20 protein-coding genes are annotated in these 20,729 nt (G+C 53.8%); 10 read left to right on the forward strand and 10 right to left on the reverse strand.

Going from position 1 to position 20,729, the window contains the following annotated elements; all coding sequences use genetic code 11:
- Positions 1-97 precede the first annotated feature (97 nt).
- From gyrB to dnaA, 4 genes are all read right to left on the reverse strand, one after another.
- On the reverse strand, positions 98-2,512 hold the full coding sequence (gyrB, locus tag M8Q36_RS05835) for a DNA topoisomerase (ATP-hydrolyzing) subunit B (protein ID WP_249880320.1): 2,415 nt from the start codon (positions 2,510-2,512) through the stop codon (positions 98-100).
- Positions 2,513-2,540: 28 nt separating this feature from the next.
- Entirely contained in the window at positions 2,541-3,614 is a 1,074-nt protein-coding gene (gene recF, locus M8Q36_RS05840) for a DNA replication/repair protein RecF (protein ID WP_017458074.1), read from the reverse strand.
- Positions 3,615-3,760: 146 nt separating this feature from the next.
- Positions 3,761-4,861: a DNA polymerase III subunit beta gene (dnaN, locus tag M8Q36_RS05845; RefSeq protein WP_065369723.1), complete on the reverse strand. Its 1,101-nt coding sequence runs from the start codon at positions 4,859-4,861 to the stop codon at positions 3,761-3,763.
- 4 nt (positions 4,862-4,865) lie between these two features.
- Positions 4,866-6,263 (reverse strand): chromosomal replication initiator protein DnaA, encoded by a 1,398-nt coding sequence (gene dnaA / locus M8Q36_RS05850; protein ID WP_017458072.1) that lies wholly within the window; start codon positions 6,261-6,263, stop codon positions 4,866-4,868.
- Positions 6,264-6,867: 604 nt separating this feature from the next.
- Between dnaA and rpmH the strand changes: the two genes are divergently transcribed.
- The 7 genes from rpmH (at position 6,868) to M8Q36_RS05885 (ending at position 12,218) form a co-directional block, all read left to right on the forward strand.
- Positions 6,868-7,008 carry a 50S ribosomal protein L34 gene (gene rpmH / locus M8Q36_RS05855; RefSeq protein WP_000831330.1) on the forward strand — a complete coding sequence of 47 codons (141 nt, stop codon included), beginning with the start codon at positions 6,868-6,870 and terminating at the stop codon, positions 7,006-7,008.
- Positions 7,009-7,024: 16 nt separating this feature from the next.
- Positions 7,025-7,384 carry a ribonuclease P protein component gene (gene rnpA / locus M8Q36_RS05860; protein ID WP_017458071.1) on the forward strand — a complete coding sequence of 120 codons (360 nt, stop codon included), beginning with the start codon at positions 7,025-7,027 and terminating at the stop codon, positions 7,382-7,384.
- Entirely contained in the window at positions 7,348-7,605 is a 258-nt protein-coding gene (yidD, locus tag M8Q36_RS05865) for a membrane protein insertion efficiency factor YidD (RefSeq protein WP_017458070.1), read from the forward strand. Before rnpA ends, yidD begins: the two co-directional genes overlap by 37 nt.
- A gap of 2 nt (positions 7,606-7,607) precedes the next feature.
- The gene (yidC, locus tag M8Q36_RS05870) at positions 7,608-9,254 is read left to right on the forward strand and encodes a membrane protein insertase YidC (protein WP_097407245.1); all 1,647 of its coding nucleotides are present in this window, start codon (positions 7,608-7,610) and stop codon (positions 9,252-9,254) included.
- Between the two features lie 72 nt (positions 9,255-9,326).
- A complete protein-coding gene (gene mnmE / locus M8Q36_RS05875) occupies positions 9,327-10,691 on the forward strand; it encodes a tRNA uridine-5-carboxymethylaminomethyl(34) synthesis GTPase MnmE (protein ID WP_249880321.1) in 1,365 nt (454 codons plus the stop codon).
- Positions 10,692-10,888: 197 nt separating this feature from the next.
- Complete coding sequence (locus M8Q36_RS05880) at positions 10,889-11,632, forward strand: 4'-phosphopantetheinyl transferase family protein (RefSeq protein WP_249880322.1); 744 nt, start codon at positions 10,889-10,891, stop codon at positions 11,630-11,632.
- 19 nt (positions 11,633-11,651) lie between these two features.
- Entirely contained in the window at positions 11,652-12,218 is a 567-nt protein-coding gene (locus M8Q36_RS05885; protein WP_020455851.1) for an NADPH-dependent FMN reductase, read from the forward strand.
- Positions 12,219-12,255: 37 nt separating this feature from the next.
- On the opposite strand, the gene M8Q36_RS05890 is transcribed toward M8Q36_RS05885, so the two are convergent.
- The gene (locus tag M8Q36_RS05890; RefSeq protein ID WP_249880323.1) at positions 12,256-13,593 is read right to left on the reverse strand and encodes an NCS2 family permease; all 1,338 of its coding nucleotides are present in this window, start codon (positions 13,591-13,593) and stop codon (positions 12,256-12,258) included.
- A 169-nt stretch (positions 13,594-13,762) separates the two neighbouring features.
- Between M8Q36_RS05890 and yieH the strand changes: the two genes are divergently transcribed.
- Genes yieH through M8Q36_RS05905 form a run of 3 tightly spaced genes read left to right on the forward strand, consistent with a single transcriptional unit; the run spans position 13,763 to position 15,969 of the window.
- Positions 13,763-14,428, forward strand: a complete 666-nt coding sequence (gene yieH, locus M8Q36_RS05895) for a 6-phosphogluconate phosphatase (protein WP_249880324.1) — start codon at positions 13,763-13,765, stop codon at positions 14,426-14,428.
- 26 nt (positions 14,429-14,454) lie between these two features.
- Positions 14,455-15,042, forward strand: coding sequence for a PF03691 family colicin E2 tolerance protein CbrC (gene cbrC / locus M8Q36_RS05900; RefSeq protein WP_249880325.1), 588 nt, complete (start codon positions 14,455-14,457; stop codon positions 15,040-15,042).
- A 24-nt stretch (positions 15,043-15,066) separates the two neighbouring features.
- On the forward strand, positions 15,067-15,969 hold the full coding sequence (locus M8Q36_RS05905) for an ADP-ribosylglycohydrolase family protein (RefSeq protein WP_249880326.1): 903 nt from the start codon (positions 15,067-15,069) through the stop codon (positions 15,967-15,969).
- Between the two features lie 34 nt (positions 15,970-16,003).
- Here the strand turns inward: M8Q36_RS05905 and phoU are convergent, their stop codons facing one another.
- From phoU to pstS, 5 genes are all read right to left on the reverse strand, one after another.
- Entirely contained in the window at positions 16,004-16,729 is a 726-nt protein-coding gene (phoU, locus tag M8Q36_RS05910) for a phosphate signaling complex protein PhoU (protein WP_017458061.1), read from the reverse strand.
- A gap of 69 nt (positions 16,730-16,798) precedes the next feature.
- The gene (gene pstB, locus M8Q36_RS05915) at positions 16,799-17,572 is read right to left on the reverse strand and encodes a phosphate ABC transporter ATP-binding protein PstB (RefSeq protein ID WP_017458060.1); all 774 of its coding nucleotides are present in this window, start codon (positions 17,570-17,572) and stop codon (positions 16,799-16,801) included.
- Between the two features lie 46 nt (positions 17,573-17,618).
- Positions 17,619-18,509, reverse strand: a complete 891-nt coding sequence (gene pstA, locus M8Q36_RS05920; RefSeq protein WP_017458059.1) for a phosphate ABC transporter permease PstA — start codon at positions 18,507-18,509, stop codon at positions 17,619-17,621.
- Positions 18,509-19,468 (reverse strand): phosphate ABC transporter permease PstC, encoded by a 960-nt coding sequence (pstC, locus tag M8Q36_RS05925; protein ID WP_017458058.1) that lies wholly within the window; start codon positions 19,466-19,468, stop codon positions 18,509-18,511. The genes pstA and pstC overlap by 1 nt, the downstream gene beginning before the upstream one ends.
- A gap of 123 nt (positions 19,469-19,591) precedes the next feature.
- Positions 19,592-20,632: a phosphate ABC transporter substrate-binding protein PstS gene (gene pstS / locus M8Q36_RS05930; RefSeq protein ID WP_020455856.1), complete on the reverse strand. Its 1,041-nt coding sequence runs from the start codon at positions 20,630-20,632 to the stop codon at positions 19,592-19,594.
- Positions 20,633-20,729: the final 97 nt, after the last annotated feature.

Consider the following 20,729-nt stretch of genomic DNA (forward strand, 5'->3'; position numbering starts at 1 on the left):
AACAGCACGGAGATGGCGGGAAAAGGGGGATAGAACCGGGGCGGGAAGTGCCTCTTTTAAATTTTCCCCTCTCCGGATGGAGAGGGGAAACAGCGGATCAGATATCGATATTCGCCGCTTTCAGGGCGTTTTCTTCGATAAAGGCGCGGCGCGGTTCAACCGCATCGCCCATCAGCGTGGTGAACAGCTGGTCTGCGGCAATCGCATCTTTGACGGTTACGCGCAGCATGCGGCGGCTGTCCGGATCCATGGTGGTTTCCCACAGCTGATCCGGGTTCATTTCGCCCAGACCTTTATAACGCTGGATAGCGAGACCACGACGGGACTCTTTCACCAGCCAGTCCAGCGCCTGCTCAAAGCTGGCAACCGGCTGACGGCGCTCGCCGCGTTCGATAAAGGCGTCGTCTTCGATCAGGCCACGCAGCTTTTCACCCAATGCGCAGAGACGACGGTATTCGCCACCGATAATAAACTCGTTATCCAGCGGATAATCCGTGTCGACGCCGTGAGTACGCACGCGAATAATCGGCTCGAAGTGGTTCAGCTCGCTATTAACACGCACATCGTACTTCCACTGGCTACCGTGTTGCTCTTTTTCGTTCAGCTCAGTGACCAGGGCATTAACCCAGCGAGTCACTTTCTGTTCGTCGGAAAGGTCGGCTTCGGCCAGCGTCGGCTGATACACCAGCTCTTTCAGCAGCGCGCGCGGGAAACGGCGCTCCATGCGACCAATCATTTTCTGCGCTGCATTGTACTCAGCGACCAGTTTTTCCAGCGGCTCACCGGCTAACGCAGGCGCACTGGCGTTGGTGTGCAGGGTGGCACCATCAAGGGCGATTGCGATCTGGTACTGATCCATCGCTTCATCATCTTTGATGTACTGCTCCTGCTTGCCTTTTTTCACTTTGTACAGCGGCGGCTGCGCAATGTAGACATGGCCGCGCTCAACGATTTCCGGCATCTGACGGTAGAAGAAGGTCAGCAGCAGGGTACGGATGTGCGAACCATCGACGTCCGCATCGGTCATGATGATGATGCTGTGATAACGCAGTTTATCCGGGTTGTACTCATCGCGGCCGATGCCGCAACCCAGCGCCGTGATAAGCGTCGCCACTTCCTGCGAAGAGAGCATCTTATCGAAACGCGCTTTCTCAACGTTCAGGATTTTGCCTTTCAACGGCAGAATCGCCTGGTTTTTACGGTTACGGCCCTGCTTCGCAGAACCGCCCGCGGAGTCCCCTTCCACCAGGTAGAGTTCGGACAGCGCCGGGTCGCGTTCCTGGCAATCCGCCAGTTTGCCTGGCAAGCCGGCAAGATCCAGCGCGCCTTTACGGCGGGTCATTTCACGCGCTTTACGCGCCGCTTCACGCGCACGCGCCGCATCGATAATTTTGCCGACCACGATTTTCGCGTCGGACGGGTTTTCCAGCAGATATTCACTGAGCAGTTCGTTCATCTGCTGTTCTACCGCCGATTTCACCTCAGAAGAGACCAGTTTATCTTTGGTCTGCGAGGAGAATTTCGGGTCCGGCACTTTTACAGAGACGACCGCAATCAGGCCCTCACGGGCATCATCGCCGGTAGCGCTGACTTTGGCTTTCTTGCTGTAGCCCTCTTTATCCATGTAGGCGTTCAGCGTACGGGTCATCGCCGCACGGAAACCTGCAAGGTGAGTACCGCCATCGCGTTGCGGAATGTTGTTAGTAAAGCAGTAGATGTTTTCCTGGAAACCATCGTTCCACTGCAGCGCAACTTCGACGCCGATACCGTCTTTTTCGGTGGAGAAGTAGAAGATATTTGGGTGGATCGGCGTTTTGTTCTTGTTGAGGTATTCAACAAAAGCCTTGATGCCGCCTTCATAGTGGAAGTGATCTTCTTTACCGTCGCGCTTGTCACGCAGGCGGATAGACACACCAGAGTTCAGGAATGACAGCTCACGCAGGCGCTTCGCCAGAATCTCATATTCGAATTCGGTAACGTTGGTGAAGGTTTCATAGCTCGGCCAGAAACGCACCATCGTCCCGGTTTTCTCGGTATCACCGGTAACCGCCAGCGGTGCCTGCGGAACGCCGTGCTCATAAATCTGGCGATGAATTTTGTTATCGCGCTGGATAACCAGTTCCAGTTTCTGCGACAAGGCGTTGACCACGGAAACACCCACGCCGTGCAGACCACCGGAAACTTTATAGGAGTTATCGTCGAACTTACCGCCTGCGTGCAGAACGGTCATGATCACTTCCGCAGCGGAAACGCCCTCTTCAGGGTGAATACCGGTCGGAATACCACGACCATCATCCTGTACGGAGACGGAGTTATCGCTATGAATAGTGACGATAATATCTTTACAGTACCCTGCGAGCGCTTCGTCGATAGCGTTATCTACCACCTCGAATACCATGTGGTGCAGACCGGTGCCGTCATCCGTATCGCCGATATACATGCCCGGGCGCTTACGTACCGCATCCAGCCCTTTCAGGACTTTGATACTGGAGGAGTCATAAGAATTCGACATCAACGTTTCTCGCTCATTTAATCTTGGGTTAATCCGTTATTTTACCCTTTTCCACGGTGAACATCTTCGAATTTTTGTCCGACATGTCCATCACGTGATCAGCGCTGATAGCGCTGACGAAAACCTGCGACTGCGTAGCTTTTAAGCGGCTGGCTAACAGCCCGCGCTTCGCGTCATCAAGTTCTGAGGCAAAATCATCTATCAGGTATAAACAGCGTCGTCCGCTCTCGCGCGTTAAAAACTCGCCCTGCGCCAGACGCAGCGCGCACATCAGGAGTTTTAGCTGCCCGCGCGACAGCGTGTCTTCTACCGGCGCGCCGTCCGCACGAATGCGGAAATCCGCCTTGTGCGGGCCGTGCGCGGTGTAGGTCAGCATGCGGTCGCGCTCAAAATTGCGCTCCAGCACGTCGCCGTAGTCCGTCTCTTTCTCCCAGCCACGCTGAAAAGAGAACGTCAGGGAAAACTCCGGCAAAAATTGTTGGCAGGTATCCGCCATATCTTCAGCGATAGCGGTGCTGTATTCCGCACGCCAGCGGCTGATTTGCTCGGCCAGCGGGATAAGTTCTTTGTCCCACGGACGAAGCTGCGCGTAGTGACTCACCTGGCGCAACGCGGCGTTACGCTGTTTCAGCAAACGCTTAAGATTGCTCCAGGCGGTGAAAAAACCGGTTTCGTTGTGAAAGCATCCCCAGTCGAGGAACGCTCTTCGGTATTTGGGGCCGCCGTTGAGTAAAGTAAACCCCTCCGGCGTGATTAGCTGCATCGGCATCAGCAGCGCCAGCTCCGCGACTTTATGCCCGTCGGTGCCGTCAATGCGCACTTTGCTATCGCCGAGCTTGTCTTTGGTCAGGCCAATCGCCGTTTCCCGCTCTTCGCCCTGTAAACGCCCGTGCAGAACAAAAGATTCCTGCTCATGGCGGATCACACGGCCGATTTGCAAACTGCGAAACGCCCGCCCATGACCGAGCGTATAGATCGCTTCCAGCACGCTGGTTTTGCCGCTGCCGTTCGCACCGACCAGGAAATTAAAACCGGGGGAGAGCGCGAGATCCGCATTCTCGATGTTACGGAAGTCTTTAATAAGAAGGCGGGTCAGTGACATAGTTCAGAGCATCAGTCCAGGGGCGTGAGTATCGCAGCCAGTTCGTCTACCGCCAGCGCACAGAAAGCGGAGCGTACACGAAGTACGTGAGCATTTCGAGCACTGCCGGAAGGCGAAATGGCAAGTAAACCAGCCCCTTTTAATCACTACAAACGCATGGGCATGACAACATAGGCTGCGCTTTGACTCGCCGCATCCTCAATCTGCACACTCGAAACCGAATCGGTCAGCAGAATGCGCACATTTTCGCATTTCAGCGCATTCAGTACGTCCAGCACGTAGCTGACGTTAAAGCCGATTTCCATTTCGCTCCCGCCGTAGGTGACGTCGAGAAACTCTTCCGCTTCTTCCTGCTCCGGGTTGTTGGCGGTGATTTTGATCTGATTCTCACTGACATACAGACGCACGCCGCGGAATTTCTCGTTAGAGAGGATCGCCGCGCGGGCAAATGCTTGTTTCAGCGAATCACAACCCGCTTCGAGGGTCTTGTCCGGGTTTTTCGGCAATACGCGACGATAATCCGGGAAACGGCCATCAACCAGCTTGGAGGTAAAAATGAAATCGCCAACGTGCGCACGGATATTATTGCTGCCAATCTGCACGCGCAGCGGCGTATCCCCGCCGTCGAGCATACGCATCAGCTCAATCACCCCTTTACGCGGCACGATCACCGAATGATTCGGCAGCGCCTGACCAATTGGCATCGAGCAGACTGCCAGACGGTGACCATCAGTCGCAACCGTGCGCAGCTCTTCGCCTTCGGTTTCAAACAGCATGCCGTTTAAGTAGTAACGCACATCCTGATGCGCCATCGAAAATTGTGTCGCTTCGATCAGGCGTTTCATGGTGGCCTGCGGAAGCGTGAACTCCACTTCGCTTTGCCAGTCATCCAGATTGGGGAAATCTGCAGCAGGCAGAGTGGAAAGAGAGAAACGGCTGCGCCCGGAACGGATCAGCATACGCTCGCCTTCCAGCTGCACAGCGATTTCAGCGCCTTCCGGCAGACCGCGACAGATGTCGAAGAATTTACGCGCCGGTACGGTGGTCGCTCCCTGTTCATGCGGCTGGACTAATGCAAGACGCGCCACCATCTCCATTTCGAGATCGGTGCCGGTCAGCGACAACGCGCCTTCAGTAACCTGAAGCAGCAGATTACCGAGAATAGGCAACGTCGGACGTCCGCCCAGCGGGCCGCTAACCTGTTGCAGCGGCTTTAATAAGTGTTCACGTTCAACGGTAAATTTCATAGCGTCACGAAGATAATGTTCTGATTAAATTGGAAAAATCTTCTTTGATATCATGGCTTTCTTCACGCAACTGCTCAATCTTACGGCAGGCGTGCAGCACGGTAGTATGGTCGCGACCACCAAATGCATCGCCGATTTCCGGCAGACTGTGGTTGGTCAGCTCCTTTGCCAGCGCCATCGCCATCTGACGCGGGCGGGCTACCGAACGGGATCGACGCTTCGACAGCAGATCCGCTACCTTGATCTTGTAATACTCCGCCACCGTCTTTTGAATATTGTCGATGGTGACCAGTTTTTCCTGCAACGCCAGCAAATCGCGCAGCGCCTCACGGACAAAATCGATAGTAATCGCGCGGCCAGTAAAGTTGGCGTTGGCGATAACGCGGTTCAACGCCCCTTCCAGTTCACGCACGTTAGAGCGCAGGCGCTTAGCAATAAAGAAGGCCACTTCACCCGGCAGACGAATATCGTTTTCATCGGCCTTTTTCATCAGGATCGCCACGCGAGTTTCCAGCTCCGGCGGCTCGATCGCCACCGTTAACCCCCAGCCGAAGCGGGATTTCAGACGATCTTCAACGCCGTTGATCTCTTTTGGATAACGATCCGACGTCAAAATGATCTGCTGATTGCCTTCAAGTAAGGCGTTAAAGGTGTGGAAAAACTCTTCCTGGGATCGTTCTTTATTGGCAAAGAATTGAATATCGTCGATCAGCAGGGCGTCAACGGAACGGTAGTAGCGTTTAAACTCTTCGATCGCATTGTTTTGCAGGGCTTTTACCATGTCCTGGACAAAACGCTCGGAGTGCATATACACCACTTTCGCGTTGGGCTTTCGCGCCACAATGCCGTTACCCACCGCATGCAACAAGTGCGTTTTACCGAGACCGGTTCCGCCATATAAAAACAACGGGTTATACGCACCACCGGGGTTATCCGCGACCTGACGAGCCGCCGCACGAGCAAGCTGGTTAGACTTACCTTCAACGAAGTTATCAAAGGTATGTTTCACGTTAACGTTTGAGCGGTAAGTCGGTTCCGCAGGTGCCGGAACATTATCCCAGCCAGGGCGAGCTGCAGGAGCCGCACGCTGCACCACCACTTGCGCCGCCTGCGCGGGCGCAGCGACAACAGCAGGTTCTTTCAGGGTCTGGCTAACCGGGCGGGTGCCCACTTCAAAACGCAGCTGCGGAACATCCGTGCCGCAGAAATCATTCAGCAGCCCGTTGATATTATTAAGGTATTTGTCCCTAACCCAGTCGAGGACAAAACGGTTTGGCGCATACAAAGCCAGCGTGTTATCGCTCAGTTCCGCCTGCAATGGGCGTATCCACATACTAAATTCTGTGGCTGGTAACTCATCCTGCAATCGGGCAAGACACTGCTGCCAAAGCGAAAGTGACACGGCGGACTCCACTCGAACGAAAATCGATAAATAGTAAAGACAGAAACATTAATGTTTTTTGACACACGTCGATAAGACCCAACCGGGTGACGTGCGAACCGCTATTTACGGTTTTTGCCCTGCTCACGATCCTGGATCGCGATCGGGACCGCGGATCATAGCGTAAACCGCGGCAGAGATCTTGTGTTTCTCACAGATTCTTCACTATTTATCCACAGGGCGATTCGGAATCGGGTAAGTGTAAACGATCCAACCAGACGTGCGAGACGATTTACGCCGCATATTGGAAAATTTAATGAGTAACGCCGATTTATTGCTTAAACGATCTAATGAAGATCCTGGAGGATCCTTGCGCTTTGCTGTTGGCTCCGTATAATTCTGCCCCCGGCGCGTATTGCTCTTGTTGGGCGTCGAATGCTGCTTATTTTTTGTGCGGATCTGTGCAAAAATAGGAGCGCAATAAGGAAAGAGAATTGACTCCGGAGTGTACAATTATTACAATCCGGCCTCTTTAATTACCCATGGCTTGCGCGCCAGTCGTTCGATATCCGTTCAGGCATACGCAAAAGTCAGTGAATTTATTCAAGTTTAGGTAGAAACCGCCATGAAACGCACTTTTCAACCGTCTGTACTGAAGCGCAACCGTTCTCACGGCTTCCGTGCTCGTATGGCTACTAAAAATGGTCGCCAGGTTCTGGCTCGTCGTCGCGCTAAAGGCCGCGCACGTCTGACCGTTTCCAAGTAATAAAGCTAACCCCTGAGTGGTTAAGCTCGCTTTTCCCAGGGAGTTACGTTTGTTAACTCCCACTCATTTCACTTTCGTCTTCCAGCAGCCACAACGGGCTGGCACGCCGCAAATCACCATCCTCGGCCGCCTGAATTCGCTGGGGCATCCCCGTATCGGTCTTACCGTCGCCAAAAAAAACGTCAAACGCGCCCATGAACGCAATCGGATTAAACGTCTGACGCGTGAAAGTTTCCGTTTACGCCAGCATGAACTGCCGGCAATGGATTTTGTGGTGGTGGCGAAGAAAGGGGTTGCCGACCTCGATAACCGTGCTCTCTCGGAAGCGTTGGAAAAATTATGGCGCCGCCATTGTCGCCTGGCTCAAGGGTCCTGATAGCCCTCATTCGGGTCTATCAACGCCTGATTAGTCCGCTACTCGGGCCGCACTGCCGTTTCACCCCAACCTGCTCTCACTATGGAATTGAGGCATTGCGCAGGTTTGGAGTGATAAAAGGCAGTTGGTTGACAGTGAAACGCGTATTAAAATGCCACCCTTTACACCCGGGTGGAGACGATCCCGTCCCGCCAGGACCTTCTAAAACCAGAGAACACTAACGATGGATTCGCAACGCAATCTTTTTATCATCGCTTTGTTGTTCGTGTCTTTCATGATCTGGCAAACGTGGGAGAAGGATAAAAATCCTCCTCCGGCGCAGCAGCAGACCACGCAGACTACGACCACCGCAGCGGGTAACGCAGCCGACCAGGGCGTTCCGGCCAGTGGCCAGGGGAAACTGATTACGGTTAAAACCGATGTGCTCGAGCTGACCATCAACACCCGTGGTGGTGATGTTGAGCAGGCACTGCTTCCGGCTTACCCGAAAGAGCTGGGTTCCAGCGAGCCGTTCCAGCTGTTGGAAACCACCCCGCAGTTTATCTATCAGGCGCAGAGTGGCCTGACAGGTCGTGATGGCCCGGATAACCCGGCGAACGGCCCACGTCCGCTGTATAACGTGGAAAAAGATGCGTTTGTGCTGGCTGATGGCCAGAACGAGCTGGCTATCCCGCTGACCTATACCGATGCGGCTGGCAACACCTTCACTAAAGTCTTCACCCTGAAACGCGGTGAATACACGGTGAACGTCGGCTATAACGTGCAGAACGCCAGCGACAAACCGCTGGAAGTGGCAGCCTTCGGTCAGTTGAAGCAATCCATCAATTTACCGACTCACCGTGATACCGGCAGCAGCAACTTTGCTTTGCATACTTTCCGTGGCGCGGCGTACTCCACGCCAGACGCGAAGTATGAGAAATACAAATTCGACACCATCGCCGATAACGAAAACCTGAACGTCAGCTCCAATGGCGGCTGGGTTGCGATGCTGCAACAGTATTTCGCTACAGCGTGGATCCCGAGCAGCAACAGTGCCAATAACTTCTACACCAGCAATCTGGGTAATGGCGTGGCCGCTATCGGCTACAAATCCCAGCCGGTGATTGTTCAGCCGGGTCAAACTACCGCGCTAAACAGCACCCTGTGGGTTGGCCCGGAGATTCAGGACAAAATGGCTGCTGCGGCACCTCACCTGGATCTGACCGTGGATTACGGCTGGTTATGGTTCATCTCTCAGCCGCTGTTCAAACTGCTGAAATGGATCCATAGCTTCCTCGGCAACTGGGGCTTCGCCATCATCGCCATCACCTTTATCGTACGTGGCATCATGTACCCGCTGACTAAAGCGCAGTACACCTCCATGGCGAAAATGCGCATGCTGCAGCCGAAAATTCAGGCGATGCGTGAGCGTCTAGGCGATGACAAACAGCGTATGAGCCAGGAAATGATGGCGATGTACAAAGCGGAGAAAGTGAACCCGCTGGGTGGCTGTTTCCCGCTGCTGATTCAGATGCCAATCTTCCTCGCGCTGTACTACATGCTGATGGGTTCCGTTGAGCTGCGCCACGCGCCGTTCGCCCTGTGGATCCACGACTTGTCCGCGCAAGACCCGTACTACATCCTGCCGATCCTGATGGGCGTAACGATGTTCTTCATTCAGAAGATGTCGCCGACCACCGTGACCGACCCGATGCAGCAGAAGATCATGACCTTTATGCCGGTCATCTTCACGGTGTTCTTCCTGTGGTTCCCGTCAGGTCTGGTGCTGTACTATATCGTCAGCAACCTGGTGACCATTATTCAGCAGCAGCTGATTTACCGTGGTCTGGAGAAACGTGGTTTGCATAGCCGCGAGAAGAAAAGCTCCTGACAGTAAGTCATAGCTCTACGGAAGGCGGTCAACTGACCGCCTTTCTTATTTTGAGATTTCGGAAAATAAACCATGAACCACAACGACACGATTGTCGCCCAGGCAACCCCACCGGGACGCGGTGGCGTGGGCATCCTGCGTATTTCAGGCAGCAAAGCACGCGATGTAGCGCAGGCGGTGCTGGGCAAGCTACCGAAACCGCGTTATGCCGACTATCTGCCGTTTATAGATGTCGACGGCACCGCGTTGGACCAGGGCATTGCGCTGTGGTTCCCCGGCCCGAATTCTTTCACCGGTGAAGACGTGCTGGAGCTGCAAGGCCACGGCGGCCCGGTGATCCTCGATCTGCTGTTAAAACGCATCCTGACGCTGCCAGGGCTGCGTATCGCCAATCCTGGCGAGTTCTCTGAGCGCGCATTCCTTAACGACAAGCTCGACCTGGCGCAGGCTGAGGCAATTGCCGACCTGATTGATGCCAGTTCTGAGCAGGCGGCGCGTTCGGCGGTTAACTCATTGCAGGGCGCGTTTTCCGCCCGCGTGAATCACCTGGTGGAAGCACTTACTCACCTGCGCATCTACGTCGAAGCGGCAATTGACTTTCCGGATGAGGAGATCGATTTCCTCTCCGATGGCAAAATCGAAGCGCAACTGAATAACGTTATTGCCGATCTGGATGCCGTACGCGCCGAAGCACGCCAGGGTAGCCTGCTGCGCGAAGGGATGAAGGTCGTCATTGCCGGTCGCCCAAATGCCGGGAAATCGAGCCTGCTGAACGCGCTGGCCGGGCGCGAAGCGGCAATCGTCACCGATATCGCCGGCACCACTCGCGACGTACTGCGCGAACATATTCATATCGACGGTATGCCACTGCATATCATTGATACCGCCGGGCTGCGCGAAGCCAGCGACGAAGTGGAACGCATTGGTATTGAACGCGCCTGGCAGGAGATCGAGCAAGCCGACCGCGTGCTGTTTATGGTGGATGGCACCACAACCGATGCGGTTGACCCGGCGGCGATCTGGCCTGATTTTATTGCCCGTTTGCCAGCGAAACTACCGATTACCGTGGTGCGCAATAAAGCCGACGTGACTGGCGAACCGCTGGGTCTTAGTGAAGTGAATAATCACTCACTTGTTCGTCTGTCAGCACGAACCGGTGAAGGTGTGGATGTGTTACGTCAGCATCTTAAACAGAGTATGGGCTTTGACACCAGCATGGAGGGCGGCTTCCTCGCGCGTCGTCGTCATTTACAAGCGCTGGAAATGGCCGCAGAGCATTTGCAACAGGGCAAAGCGCAACTGTTAGGTGCATGGGCAGGTGAACTGCTTGCCGAAGAGCTACGCCTGGCACAACAGAACTTAAGTGAAATCACCGGCGAGTTTACCTCAGACGATTTGCTGGGGCGCATTTTCTCAAGTTTCTGTATTGGTAAGTAATGACACGGCGGCCGTTTTAACGGCCGTTTGTGTTACTACGGTGGATTTTCCTAAAGTGTTTCGGATCAGCGAAAGAAAGTGTAAATATCCCCATTAGGACTTTTCAGATGCGAATTTCCGCATTAAAACCTATGCAGTATGGGCGATAATATTGATTATCGATTCGATCAATTCAGACCATTATCACGGAGAGAAAAATGGCGACGCACTTTGCAAGAGGGATCCTGTCAGAAGGGAATCTCATCTCTACCCGGTTACCGCTAGCCTGCCATGATACGGCGCGCCAGCTTCCTGAACATCGCCGCTCACGCTTTCTCGCTTCCCGCGCGTTACTCGCCGAAATGCTGTTTATGCTTTACGGCGCGAGTGAACTGCCGGAAATAGAAGTTGAGCCAAGCGGAAGACCGAGGTTTGTCGACAGCAGCCTGCCGCACTTCTCACTGGCATATGCCGGGAACATGGTCGGTGTGGCTATCACCACCGAAGGCGAATGCGGGCTGGATATGGAGTTACAGCGCGCAACGCGGAGTTTTCATAGCCCGCACGGCCATAAACACACGTTCACCAATAATGAACAGTTGTGGATCAACAACCAAAACGATGCTAACGAAGCGCAAACCCAGCTTTTGACCATTCGCCAGAGCGTAATGAAGCTACTGCACCAGATGCAGGATGAGCCGGGCCAGCTACAGTTATTGCCGGGATCCGGGCGTCTGCGAGCCGCGCAGCTGTCGCAGTTGGAAGTGATGTGTGACGCGGAAGATGTACTGATTTGGTCGGTCGCGGTGAGCCCGGCAATCGAAAGCCTGAAGATCTGGGAATTCGACAGTCAAAAAGGGTGGCGTTACCTTTCAGATGTGCAAACGCGCGCTAACGATCCAGCATCCCGCTTAATGCGCTTCACCAGCCTGCCTGCGGAAAAAGCCCTGATCCTTAATTGATCCCTACACAGGAGTCATTATGTCTGCTGAACTTAAGGTTGTGACACTTCTCGGGAGCCTGCGCAAAGGCTCATTTAATGCCATGGTTGCACGCACGTTACCGAAACTTGCTCCAGCAGGAATGGAAGTGACGCCGCTGCCTTCCATTGCTGATATCCCACTGTATGACGCGGATATCCAGCAAGAAGAGGGTTTCCCGCAAAGTGTGGAAGCAATCGCGGCACAAATCCGCGCTGCGGATGGCGTGGTCATTGTGACGCCTGAGTATAACTACTCCGTGCCTGGCGGCCTGAAGAACGCCATCGACTGGTTATCGCGTCTGCCTGAGCAACCGCTGGCTGGAAAACCTGTGTTGATCCAGACCAGTTCAATGGGCGCGATTGGTGGTGCTCGCTGCCAGTATCACTTACGCCAGATCCTGGTATTCCTGGATGCGATGGTAATGAACAAGCCGGAGTTTATGGGCGGCGTGATCCAGAACAAGGTGGATCAGCAAACAGGAGAAGTGGTTGATCAAAGTACGCTCGACCATTTGACCGGGCAGCTAACGGCGTTTGGTGATTATATTCAACGCGTTAAGCGGTAGTGGTAAATCCCTCTCCCTTGCGGGAGAGGGAGAAAGATTAATGCGCGTCAATAAAGATGATTTTCAGCAGGAACAGCACCGCAACCACCAGCACACACGGGCTCAGATCGCGCAAACGACCGGTGCCAATCTTCATCACACAGTAAGAGATAAAGCCGAGCGCAATACCTTCAGTAATTGAGAAGCTAAACGGCATCATCACGGCTGTGATGAATGCAGGCACGGCTTCTGTCATATCTTCCCACTTCACGCGCGCGAGGCTGGAAGTCATCAGCACACCAACATAAATCAGCGCACCTGCAGCGGCATATGCCGGAACCATGCCCGCCAGCGGCGACAGGAAGATAACCAGCAAGAACAGCAGACCAACCACCACCGCGGTCAAACCGGTACGCCCGCCGACAGACACGCCAGAAGATGATTCGATATACGCCGTCACGGAAGAGGTGCCGATAAACGAACCGGCAACCGAAGAGATGCTGTCTACATACAGCGCCTGCTTCATGCGAGGGAATTTGCCGCTCTCATCCACCAGACCGGCTTTATCCGTCACGCCAATCAGCGTACCGGAAGAGTCGAACAGGTTAACCAGCATAAACGAGAAGATCACGCCAGCCAGACCGATGTTAAACGAACCAGCCAGGTCAACGTTGCCGACAACAGACGCAACGCTCGGCGGCGCGGAAACGATGCCGTGGTACTGCACATCACCCATTAGCCAGCCCAGCAGCGTTGTCACAACAATAGAAATCAGCACCGCGGCGTGAATGTTGCGCGACGCCAGAATGGCGATGATAAAGAAACCGAGCACACCCAGCAGAACACTGTGAGACGTCAGGTTGCCAATGCTCACCAGTGTCTCTTTGTTGGCGACGATAACACCGGCGTTTTTCAGCCCCATCATGCCAATAAACAAACCAATACCGCTGGTAATACCAACACGCAGGCTCACCGGGATATTGGCAATCATCCAGTAACGAACGCGGAAAATGGTCAACAGCAGCAGACCGACCGCGCCCCAGAAAATCGCACCCATGCCAATCTGCCAGGAGAGGCCCATTGCGCCAACCACCACGAACGCAAAGAAAGCATTCAGACCCATGGCCGGTGCCAGTGCGACCGGCAAATTCGCCACCAGCCCCATCAGAATGCTACCAAAAGCGGCAATCAGGCAGGTTGTCACAAATACTGCGCTGGTATCCATTCCGGCGACGCCCAGAATCTGGGGGTTAACAAAAACGATATACACCATCGTCAAAAACGTCGTGAAACCGGCGATCACTTCGGTGCGTGCCGAAGTACCGTGCTCGCGCAGTTTAAACACGCGGTCAAGCAACCCCTGGCTTGAAGCCTGGGTAGTGTGTTGTTGGCTCATTATCAATTTCCGGAATAGGAGGGAAAATTCGTCGCTATCCTATACCAAAATGAGACAATGTTGACGGTTATCACACACTTTTTTTCATTGAATTTGCTTATACGGCAACGATTGCGTCCCGTAATCTGCGTTAAGTAAACGTTAAACTTGCAATAAAACAGGAAACGGCATGTCCCACATTGAAGCGGTATTTTTCGACTGTGACGGCACCCTGGTCGACAGTGAAGTAATTTGTTCCCGCGCGTACGTGCATATGTTTGAAGCGTTTGGTATTTCGCTCGATCTGGACGAGGTTTTTAAACGATTTAAAGGCATGAAACTGTATGAAATCATCGATGTTATCGGCGAGGAGTACGGTAAACCGCTGGATAAAAGCGCGCTGGAGCCGGTGTATCGCGCAGAAGTGGCGCGTCTGTTTGACAGCGAGCTGGAAGTGATTGCCGGCGCGAATGCATTGCTGGACGCGATGGATATTCCTATGTGCGTCGTTTCTAATGGCCCAGTCAGCAAAATGCAACACTCTTTGGGCAAACTTGGAATGCTACATCACTTTCCTGAAAAACTGTTTAGCGGCTATGACATCCAACGCTGGAAGCCCGATCCGGCGATAATGTACCATGCAGCTAAAGCGCTTAATGTCGATCCGGCAAACTGTATTCTGGTGGATGATTCCACCGCCGGGGCGCAATCTGGTATCGCGGCAGGGATGGAAGTATTTTACTTCTGCGCCGATCCGCATAACAAACCCATCGACCACCCAAAAGTGACTACGTTCACTGATTTGGCGCAGTTGCCAGAGCTGTGGCGCGCTCGCGGGTGGCATGTTACGCGTTAATCTAAACCACTAAACAGGATGTTTTTATGGCCCAGACACATCGCCCTCTACCGGTATTTAAATATCACCCGCAGCCTCTGGAAACCGGGGTGTTCTCTGAAGACAAAACGGTCACCTGCGCCTGCTGTCAGCAGCCGACCAATGTCTACTACACCAATCCGTTCTATACCCAGCAAGATGTCGACTATCTCTGCCCATGGTGTATTGCAGACGGTGCAGCCGCAGCGAAATTTGGCGGTAGCTTTCAGGATGAATCCTCTCTGGAGGGTATAGAAAGCGAGTTCGACGACGAAGGCGAATTTACCGGCTTTAAAAATCCCTGGCCGGAAGCCAGCGTGATTGAATTGACCGAAAGAACGCCGGGATATTGTGGCTGGCAGCAGGAGTTCTGGCTGGCGCACTGTAATGATTTCTGCGCCTTCGAAGGGTACGTGGGCTGGAAAGAGATTGCCGACAAGCTGGACCAATTTGCCGATCTGCAGGCCGACTGCGATGCTTTCGGCATTGATTACGAGAAGCTACCCGAATACCTGCTCGACGGTGGTGATTGCCAGGGTTATCTCTTCCGCTGTCTGCATTGTGGGAAACTGCGGCTGTGGGCCGATTTCTCCTGATGGAGAGCGACAGGAGCACAACAGATGTCTGAATTACTTGCACGTTATCAGGGTTGCCTGCTTGGGCTGGCCGCAGGCGATGCGGTTGGTACCACAGTGGAGTTCAGCGCGAAGGACTCCTTTCCACCCGTGACGGGAATGGAAGGTGGCGGCCCGTTTCATTTACAGGCCGGGCAGTGGACTGACGATACGTCAATGGCGCTGTGCCTTGCGGAAAGTCTGGTCACCTGTAACGGGTTTGACGCTAAGGATCAGATGAACCGTTATCTGAACTGGTGGAAGTGGGGCTATTTAAGCTCTACGGGTCACTGTTTTGATATCGGCATGACCGTTGCCAGCGCGCTGCAGAAGTTCGCCAATGATGGCGAACCGTTTGCCGGTTCCAGCAATCCGCGAACAGCCGGTAACGGCTCGCTGATGCGTCTGGCGCCTGTGGTGCTGTGGTTCTTTCCGGATCAAGCGCAAGTGCTGGAATATGCACAAGCCTCTTCACGCACGACGCACGCCGCGCCGGAAGCACTCGCCAGCTGCCGTCTATTCGCGCAACAGCTTATGAATGCTTTACAGGGCAAAAGTAAGCAGGAAACGCTGACCGATATCGCGCAGTTGCCGGAGCAGGAAAACCTGCGCCACATCGCTGAAGGTCGCTATCTGCAAAAAAACCGGGCGGAGATTTTTGGTACCGGTTACTGCGTGCAGAGCCTGGAAGCGGCGCTGTGGTGTTTCGCCAAAGGTAACGACTTTGAAGAAACCATCCTGCTGGCCACCAACCTCGGCGATGATGCGGATACTACCGCCGCCATTGCCGGACAACTGGCTGGCGCGTTCTACGGGGTAAATGGCATTCCGCAAACGTGGCGTGACAAACTCTGGCAGTACGAGGATATCGATACGCTGGCAAGAAAGCTGCTGGCAAAATCAGCCTGAAAAAAACCCCCTCGTCGCTGAGGGGGTTTTCGCATCACTCTTTGGGATCTTTTCCCGCCAGCAGTTTATCCAGTTCATCGCCGCCAACGTGACGGAAATCCTGCCCCTTCACGAAGTAGAAGATGTATTCACAGATATTCTGGCAACGGTCGCCGATACGCTCGATGGAACGGGCGCAGAACAGCGCGGTCAACACGCTCGGAATAGTGCGGGAATCTTCCATCATGTAGGTCATTAACTGACGCACAATGCCTTCATATTCCTGATCCACTTTTTTATCTTCGCGGTAGATACGCACCGCTTCGTCCAGATCCATACGGGCGAAAGCGTCCAGCACGTCATGCAGCATCTGCACGGTGTGACGGCCCAGCGATTCAAGGCTTACCAGCAGCGGCTGATGTTGCTGGGAGAACTTTTCCAGCGCGGTACGGCAGATTTTATCCGCCACGTCGCCTATACGTTCCAGCTCAGCGATGGTTTTGATAATTGCCATCACCAGACGTAAATCGCTCGCCGTCGGCTGACGCTTAGCGATGATACGCACACAGGCTTCATCGATGGCAACTTCCATCATATTGACCTGCTTGTCACCCTCAACAACGCGCTTAGCCAGCTCGCTGTCCTGGTTGTGCATGGCGGTGATCGCATCAGAAAGCTGCTGCTCCACCATTCCACCCATGGTCATTACCTGAGTGCGAATGCTTTCCAGCTCAGCGTTGAACTGCCCGGAAATGTGTTTGTTAAGGTTGAGATTGTCCATGGTGCACTCCAAATGCCCGACAGATTTCACGTTGTAACAGGGTTGCTGAGACCTTTACGGCTCGGTAAATCAACCATAGCGCCCGGTAATGTAGTCTTCCGTTTGCTTCTTCTTCGGCTTCGTGAACAGATCATCTGTATTGCTGAACTCAATCAACTCACCGAGGTACATAAATGCCGTGTGATCGGAACAGCGCGCCGCCTGCTGCATGTTGTGCGTTACGATAACAACGGTGTAATCCTGTTTCAGTTCCGTAATCAGCTCTTCAATACGACCGGTTGAGATCGGGTCGAGCGCTGAACAGGGTTCATCAAGCAACAGCACTTCCGGGCGGATCGCGATGCCGCGGGCGATGCACAGACGTTGCTGCTGACCACCAGAAAGAGAGTACCCGCTCTGGTGCAGTTTATCCTTGGTTTCGTTCCATAATGCGGCCTTAGTCAAAGCCCACTGCACTCGCTCGTCCATATCCGGGCGTGAAAGCTTCTCAAACAGGCGCACACCGAAAGCGATATTGTCGTAAATCGACATCGGGAACGGCGTTGGCTTTTGAAACACCATCCCTACTTTCGCGCGCAGCAGCGCAATATCCTGCGTGTTAGTCAGAATATTGTCGCCATCCAGCAGGATCTCGCCTTCCGCGCGCTGCTCAGGATAGAGCTCAAACATTTTGTTAAACGTACGCAGCAGCGTGGACTTACCGCAGCCCGACGGCCCGATAAACGCCGTCACCTGATTTTTGGCAATATCCAGGCTGATGTTTTTCAGTGCATGGAATTTGCCGTAATAGAAGTTCAAATCGCGAACCTGAATCTTGCCCGGCGTCGTTTCAACCATACTCATTTATCTCTTTCCTCAACTCGACGCCGCATTCGCCGCGTCGCAAAAATTAACCGTGTTTACTCTTCGCGAAAATGACGCGCGCCAGAATATTTAACAACAGTACGCAGAGAGTGATGATCAGCACCCCGGCCCAGGCCAGCTGCTGCCACTCGGCAAACGGGCTCATCGCGAATTTGAAAATCGTCACCGGCAAGTTAGCGATAGGCTGCATCATATCGGTGCTCCAGAACTGGTTGGAGAGCGCGGTAAACAGCAGCGGCGCCGTTTCACCCGCAATACGCGCGACAGCCAGCAGCACGCCGGTCATAATCCCGGAAACCGAGGCTTTCAGGGTAATCGCGGAAATCATCTTCCACTTCGGCGTTCCCAACGCGTAAGCCGCTTCACGCAGGCTGTCCGGCACCAGTTTCAGCATGTTTTCCGTAGTACGGATGACAATCGGCACCTGTAACAGCGCCAGCGCAATCACACCGGCCCAACCGGAGAAGTGCTGCATCTGCGCGACAACGATGGTGTAAACGAACAGGCCAACCACGATAGAAGGCGCTGAAAGCAGAATGTCATTGATAAACCGAATAATTTCAGCCAACAGTGATTTACGGCCATACTCCGCCAGATAAATCCCGGCCATAATGCCCAGTGGGGTACCGACAACCGTCGCCCAGAGAATTAACAGACCGCTGCCCGCCAGGGCGTTAGCCAGGCCACCGCCCGCCGTATTTGGCGGCGGCGTCATTTCGGTAAACATCGCCAGCGACATACCATCAAAACCGCGCGTAACCGTCGACAGCAGGATCCAAATCAACCAGAACAAACCAAAGGCCATCGTCGCCATCGACAATGTCAGGGCAATGCGGTTTTTCAGACGGCGGCGCGCCTGCATTTTACGGCGCGATTCAGCCAGTTGCGCTGTACTTTGCATTTCAAGCGTAGCCATTAGCGTGCCCCCTCGTTTTTCGCCAGGCGCATGATCATAAATTTAGAAATGGCCAATACGATAAAGGTGATCACGAACAGGATAAGCCCCAGCTCCATCAATGCCGCGACATGCAAGCCCGATTCGGCTTCGGCGAACTCATTCGCCAGCGCGGAGGTAATACTGTTGCCAGGCATAAACAGCGAAGCACTGTCGAGCTGATAGGTGTTACCGATGATAAAGGTCACCGCCATGGTTTCACCGAGTGCGCGCCCCAGCCCCAGCATCACGCCGCCAATCACCCCGTTTTTGGTAAATGGCAACACGATACGCCAGATAACCTCCCAGGTGGTGCAGCCAATGCCGTAGGCCGACTCTTTCATCATCACTGGTGTTTGTTCGAATACATCGCGCATTACCGCCGCAATGTACGGAATAATCATAATGGCGAGGATCACCCCGGCAGCCAGAATGCCGATACCAAATGCGGGGCCGGAAAACAGCGCGCCGACAAAAGGAATGTTAGAAAGGACATTGCCCACCGGCTCCTGGAAGTAAGTCGCGAACAGCGGAGCAAAAATAAACAGCCCCCACATGCCGTACACAATACTCGGGATCGCCGCCAGCAGTTCAATAGCAATACCCAGCGGGCGTTTCAGCCAGTTTGGCGACAGCTCCGTCAGAAACAGTGCGATACCAAAACTCACCGGAACCGCGATAAGTAGCGCGATGACCGAGGTAACAATGGTGCCGTAAATCGGTACCAGCGCCCCGTAGACGTCATTCGGTGCATCCCACTCTTTGGTCCACAGGAAAGAAAAACCAAACTTCTGAATGCTTGGCCATGAGGAGAAAATCAGGGACACGATAATGCCGCTGAGCAGCAATAACACAATCAGCGCAGCCAGTCTTACCAGTGCGCTGAATAACATGTCGCCTTTTTTACCCGGGGGATTAAATGCCGGCTTGGTTGCAGCCATAAATTACTCTTCAGTTTAACGTCTTACGAATTTGCCCGCAGGCACTTGCGCTTGCCGGCCTACAGCAGATCTGTAAGGCGGATGGTGTAAGCGCCATCCGCCATGTTCTTCAAAAACCAGTACTTAGTACAGTGCTTTACCGCTGCTGTCTTTCACATTTGCTTTCCAGGCAGCGCGAACTTGTTCAACAACGCTATCCGGCAGGGTTGCGTAGTCGAGGTCGTTAGCTTGTTTGCCGCCTTTTTTGTAGGCCCAGTCAAAGAACTTCAGCACTTCAGCGCCTTGCTCAGGTTTCGCCTGCTCTTTATGCACCAGAATGAACGTGGTGGAAGTGATTGGCCACACATCCGCACCTTTCTGGTTAGTCAGATCCTGCGCGAAAGACTTGCTCCAGTCGATATCTTTAGCCGCGTTGGAGAAGCTGGTTTCCGTCGGGCTAACCGCTTTACCATCAGCAGAGAGCAGCTTGGTGTAGGTCAGGTTATTCTGCTTAGCGTAAGCATATTCAACGTAACCGATAGAGCCCGGCAAACGCTGGACGAACGCCGCGATACCGTCGTTACCTTTACCGCCCAGACCGGTCGGCCAGTTAACGGTAGAGCCAGAACCGACTTTAGATTTCCACTCTTCGTTCACTTTCGCCAGGTAGCTGGTGAAAACGAAGGAGGTACCGGAACCATCAGCGCGGCGAACCACAGCGATGTTCTGTGAAGGCAGCTTCAGGCCTGGGTTGAGTTTGGCAATAGCCGCGTCATCCCATTTTTTGATATTACCCAGGTAGATATCACCCAGGGTCTTGCCGTCCAGCACCAGCTCACCGGATTTAACACCCGGGACGTTGATTGCCAGCACGATACCGCCGATCACGGTCGGGAACTGGAACAGGCCTTCCTGAGCCAGTTTGTCATCAGCCAGCGGGGCATCGGACGCGCCGAAATCAACAGTTTTAGCAGTAATTTGTTTAACGCCACCAGACGAGCCGATACCCTGGTAGTTAATCTTGTTACCTGTTTCTTTCTGGTAGGTATCAGCCCACTTGGCATACACCGGCGCCGGGAAAGTTGCGCCCGCGCCTGTCAGGCTGGCAGCTGCGTTTACAGCAAATGCACTCAGAGAAAAGGTCGCGGCGACAACAGTTGCGACAGTGGTACGCATAACGTTCATAATGTCTCCTGCAAGAATCGTAAATCGTTGTTTAGTGGCTACGATGAGCAAAATAGGACACTTTGATGACAGTTATATGCAAAGATTGTTACTGTTT

The organism is Kosakonia sp. R1.Fl, assembly GCF_023516815.1.
Classification (GTDB): Bacteria; Pseudomonadota; Gammaproteobacteria; order Enterobacterales; family Enterobacteriaceae; genus Kosakonia.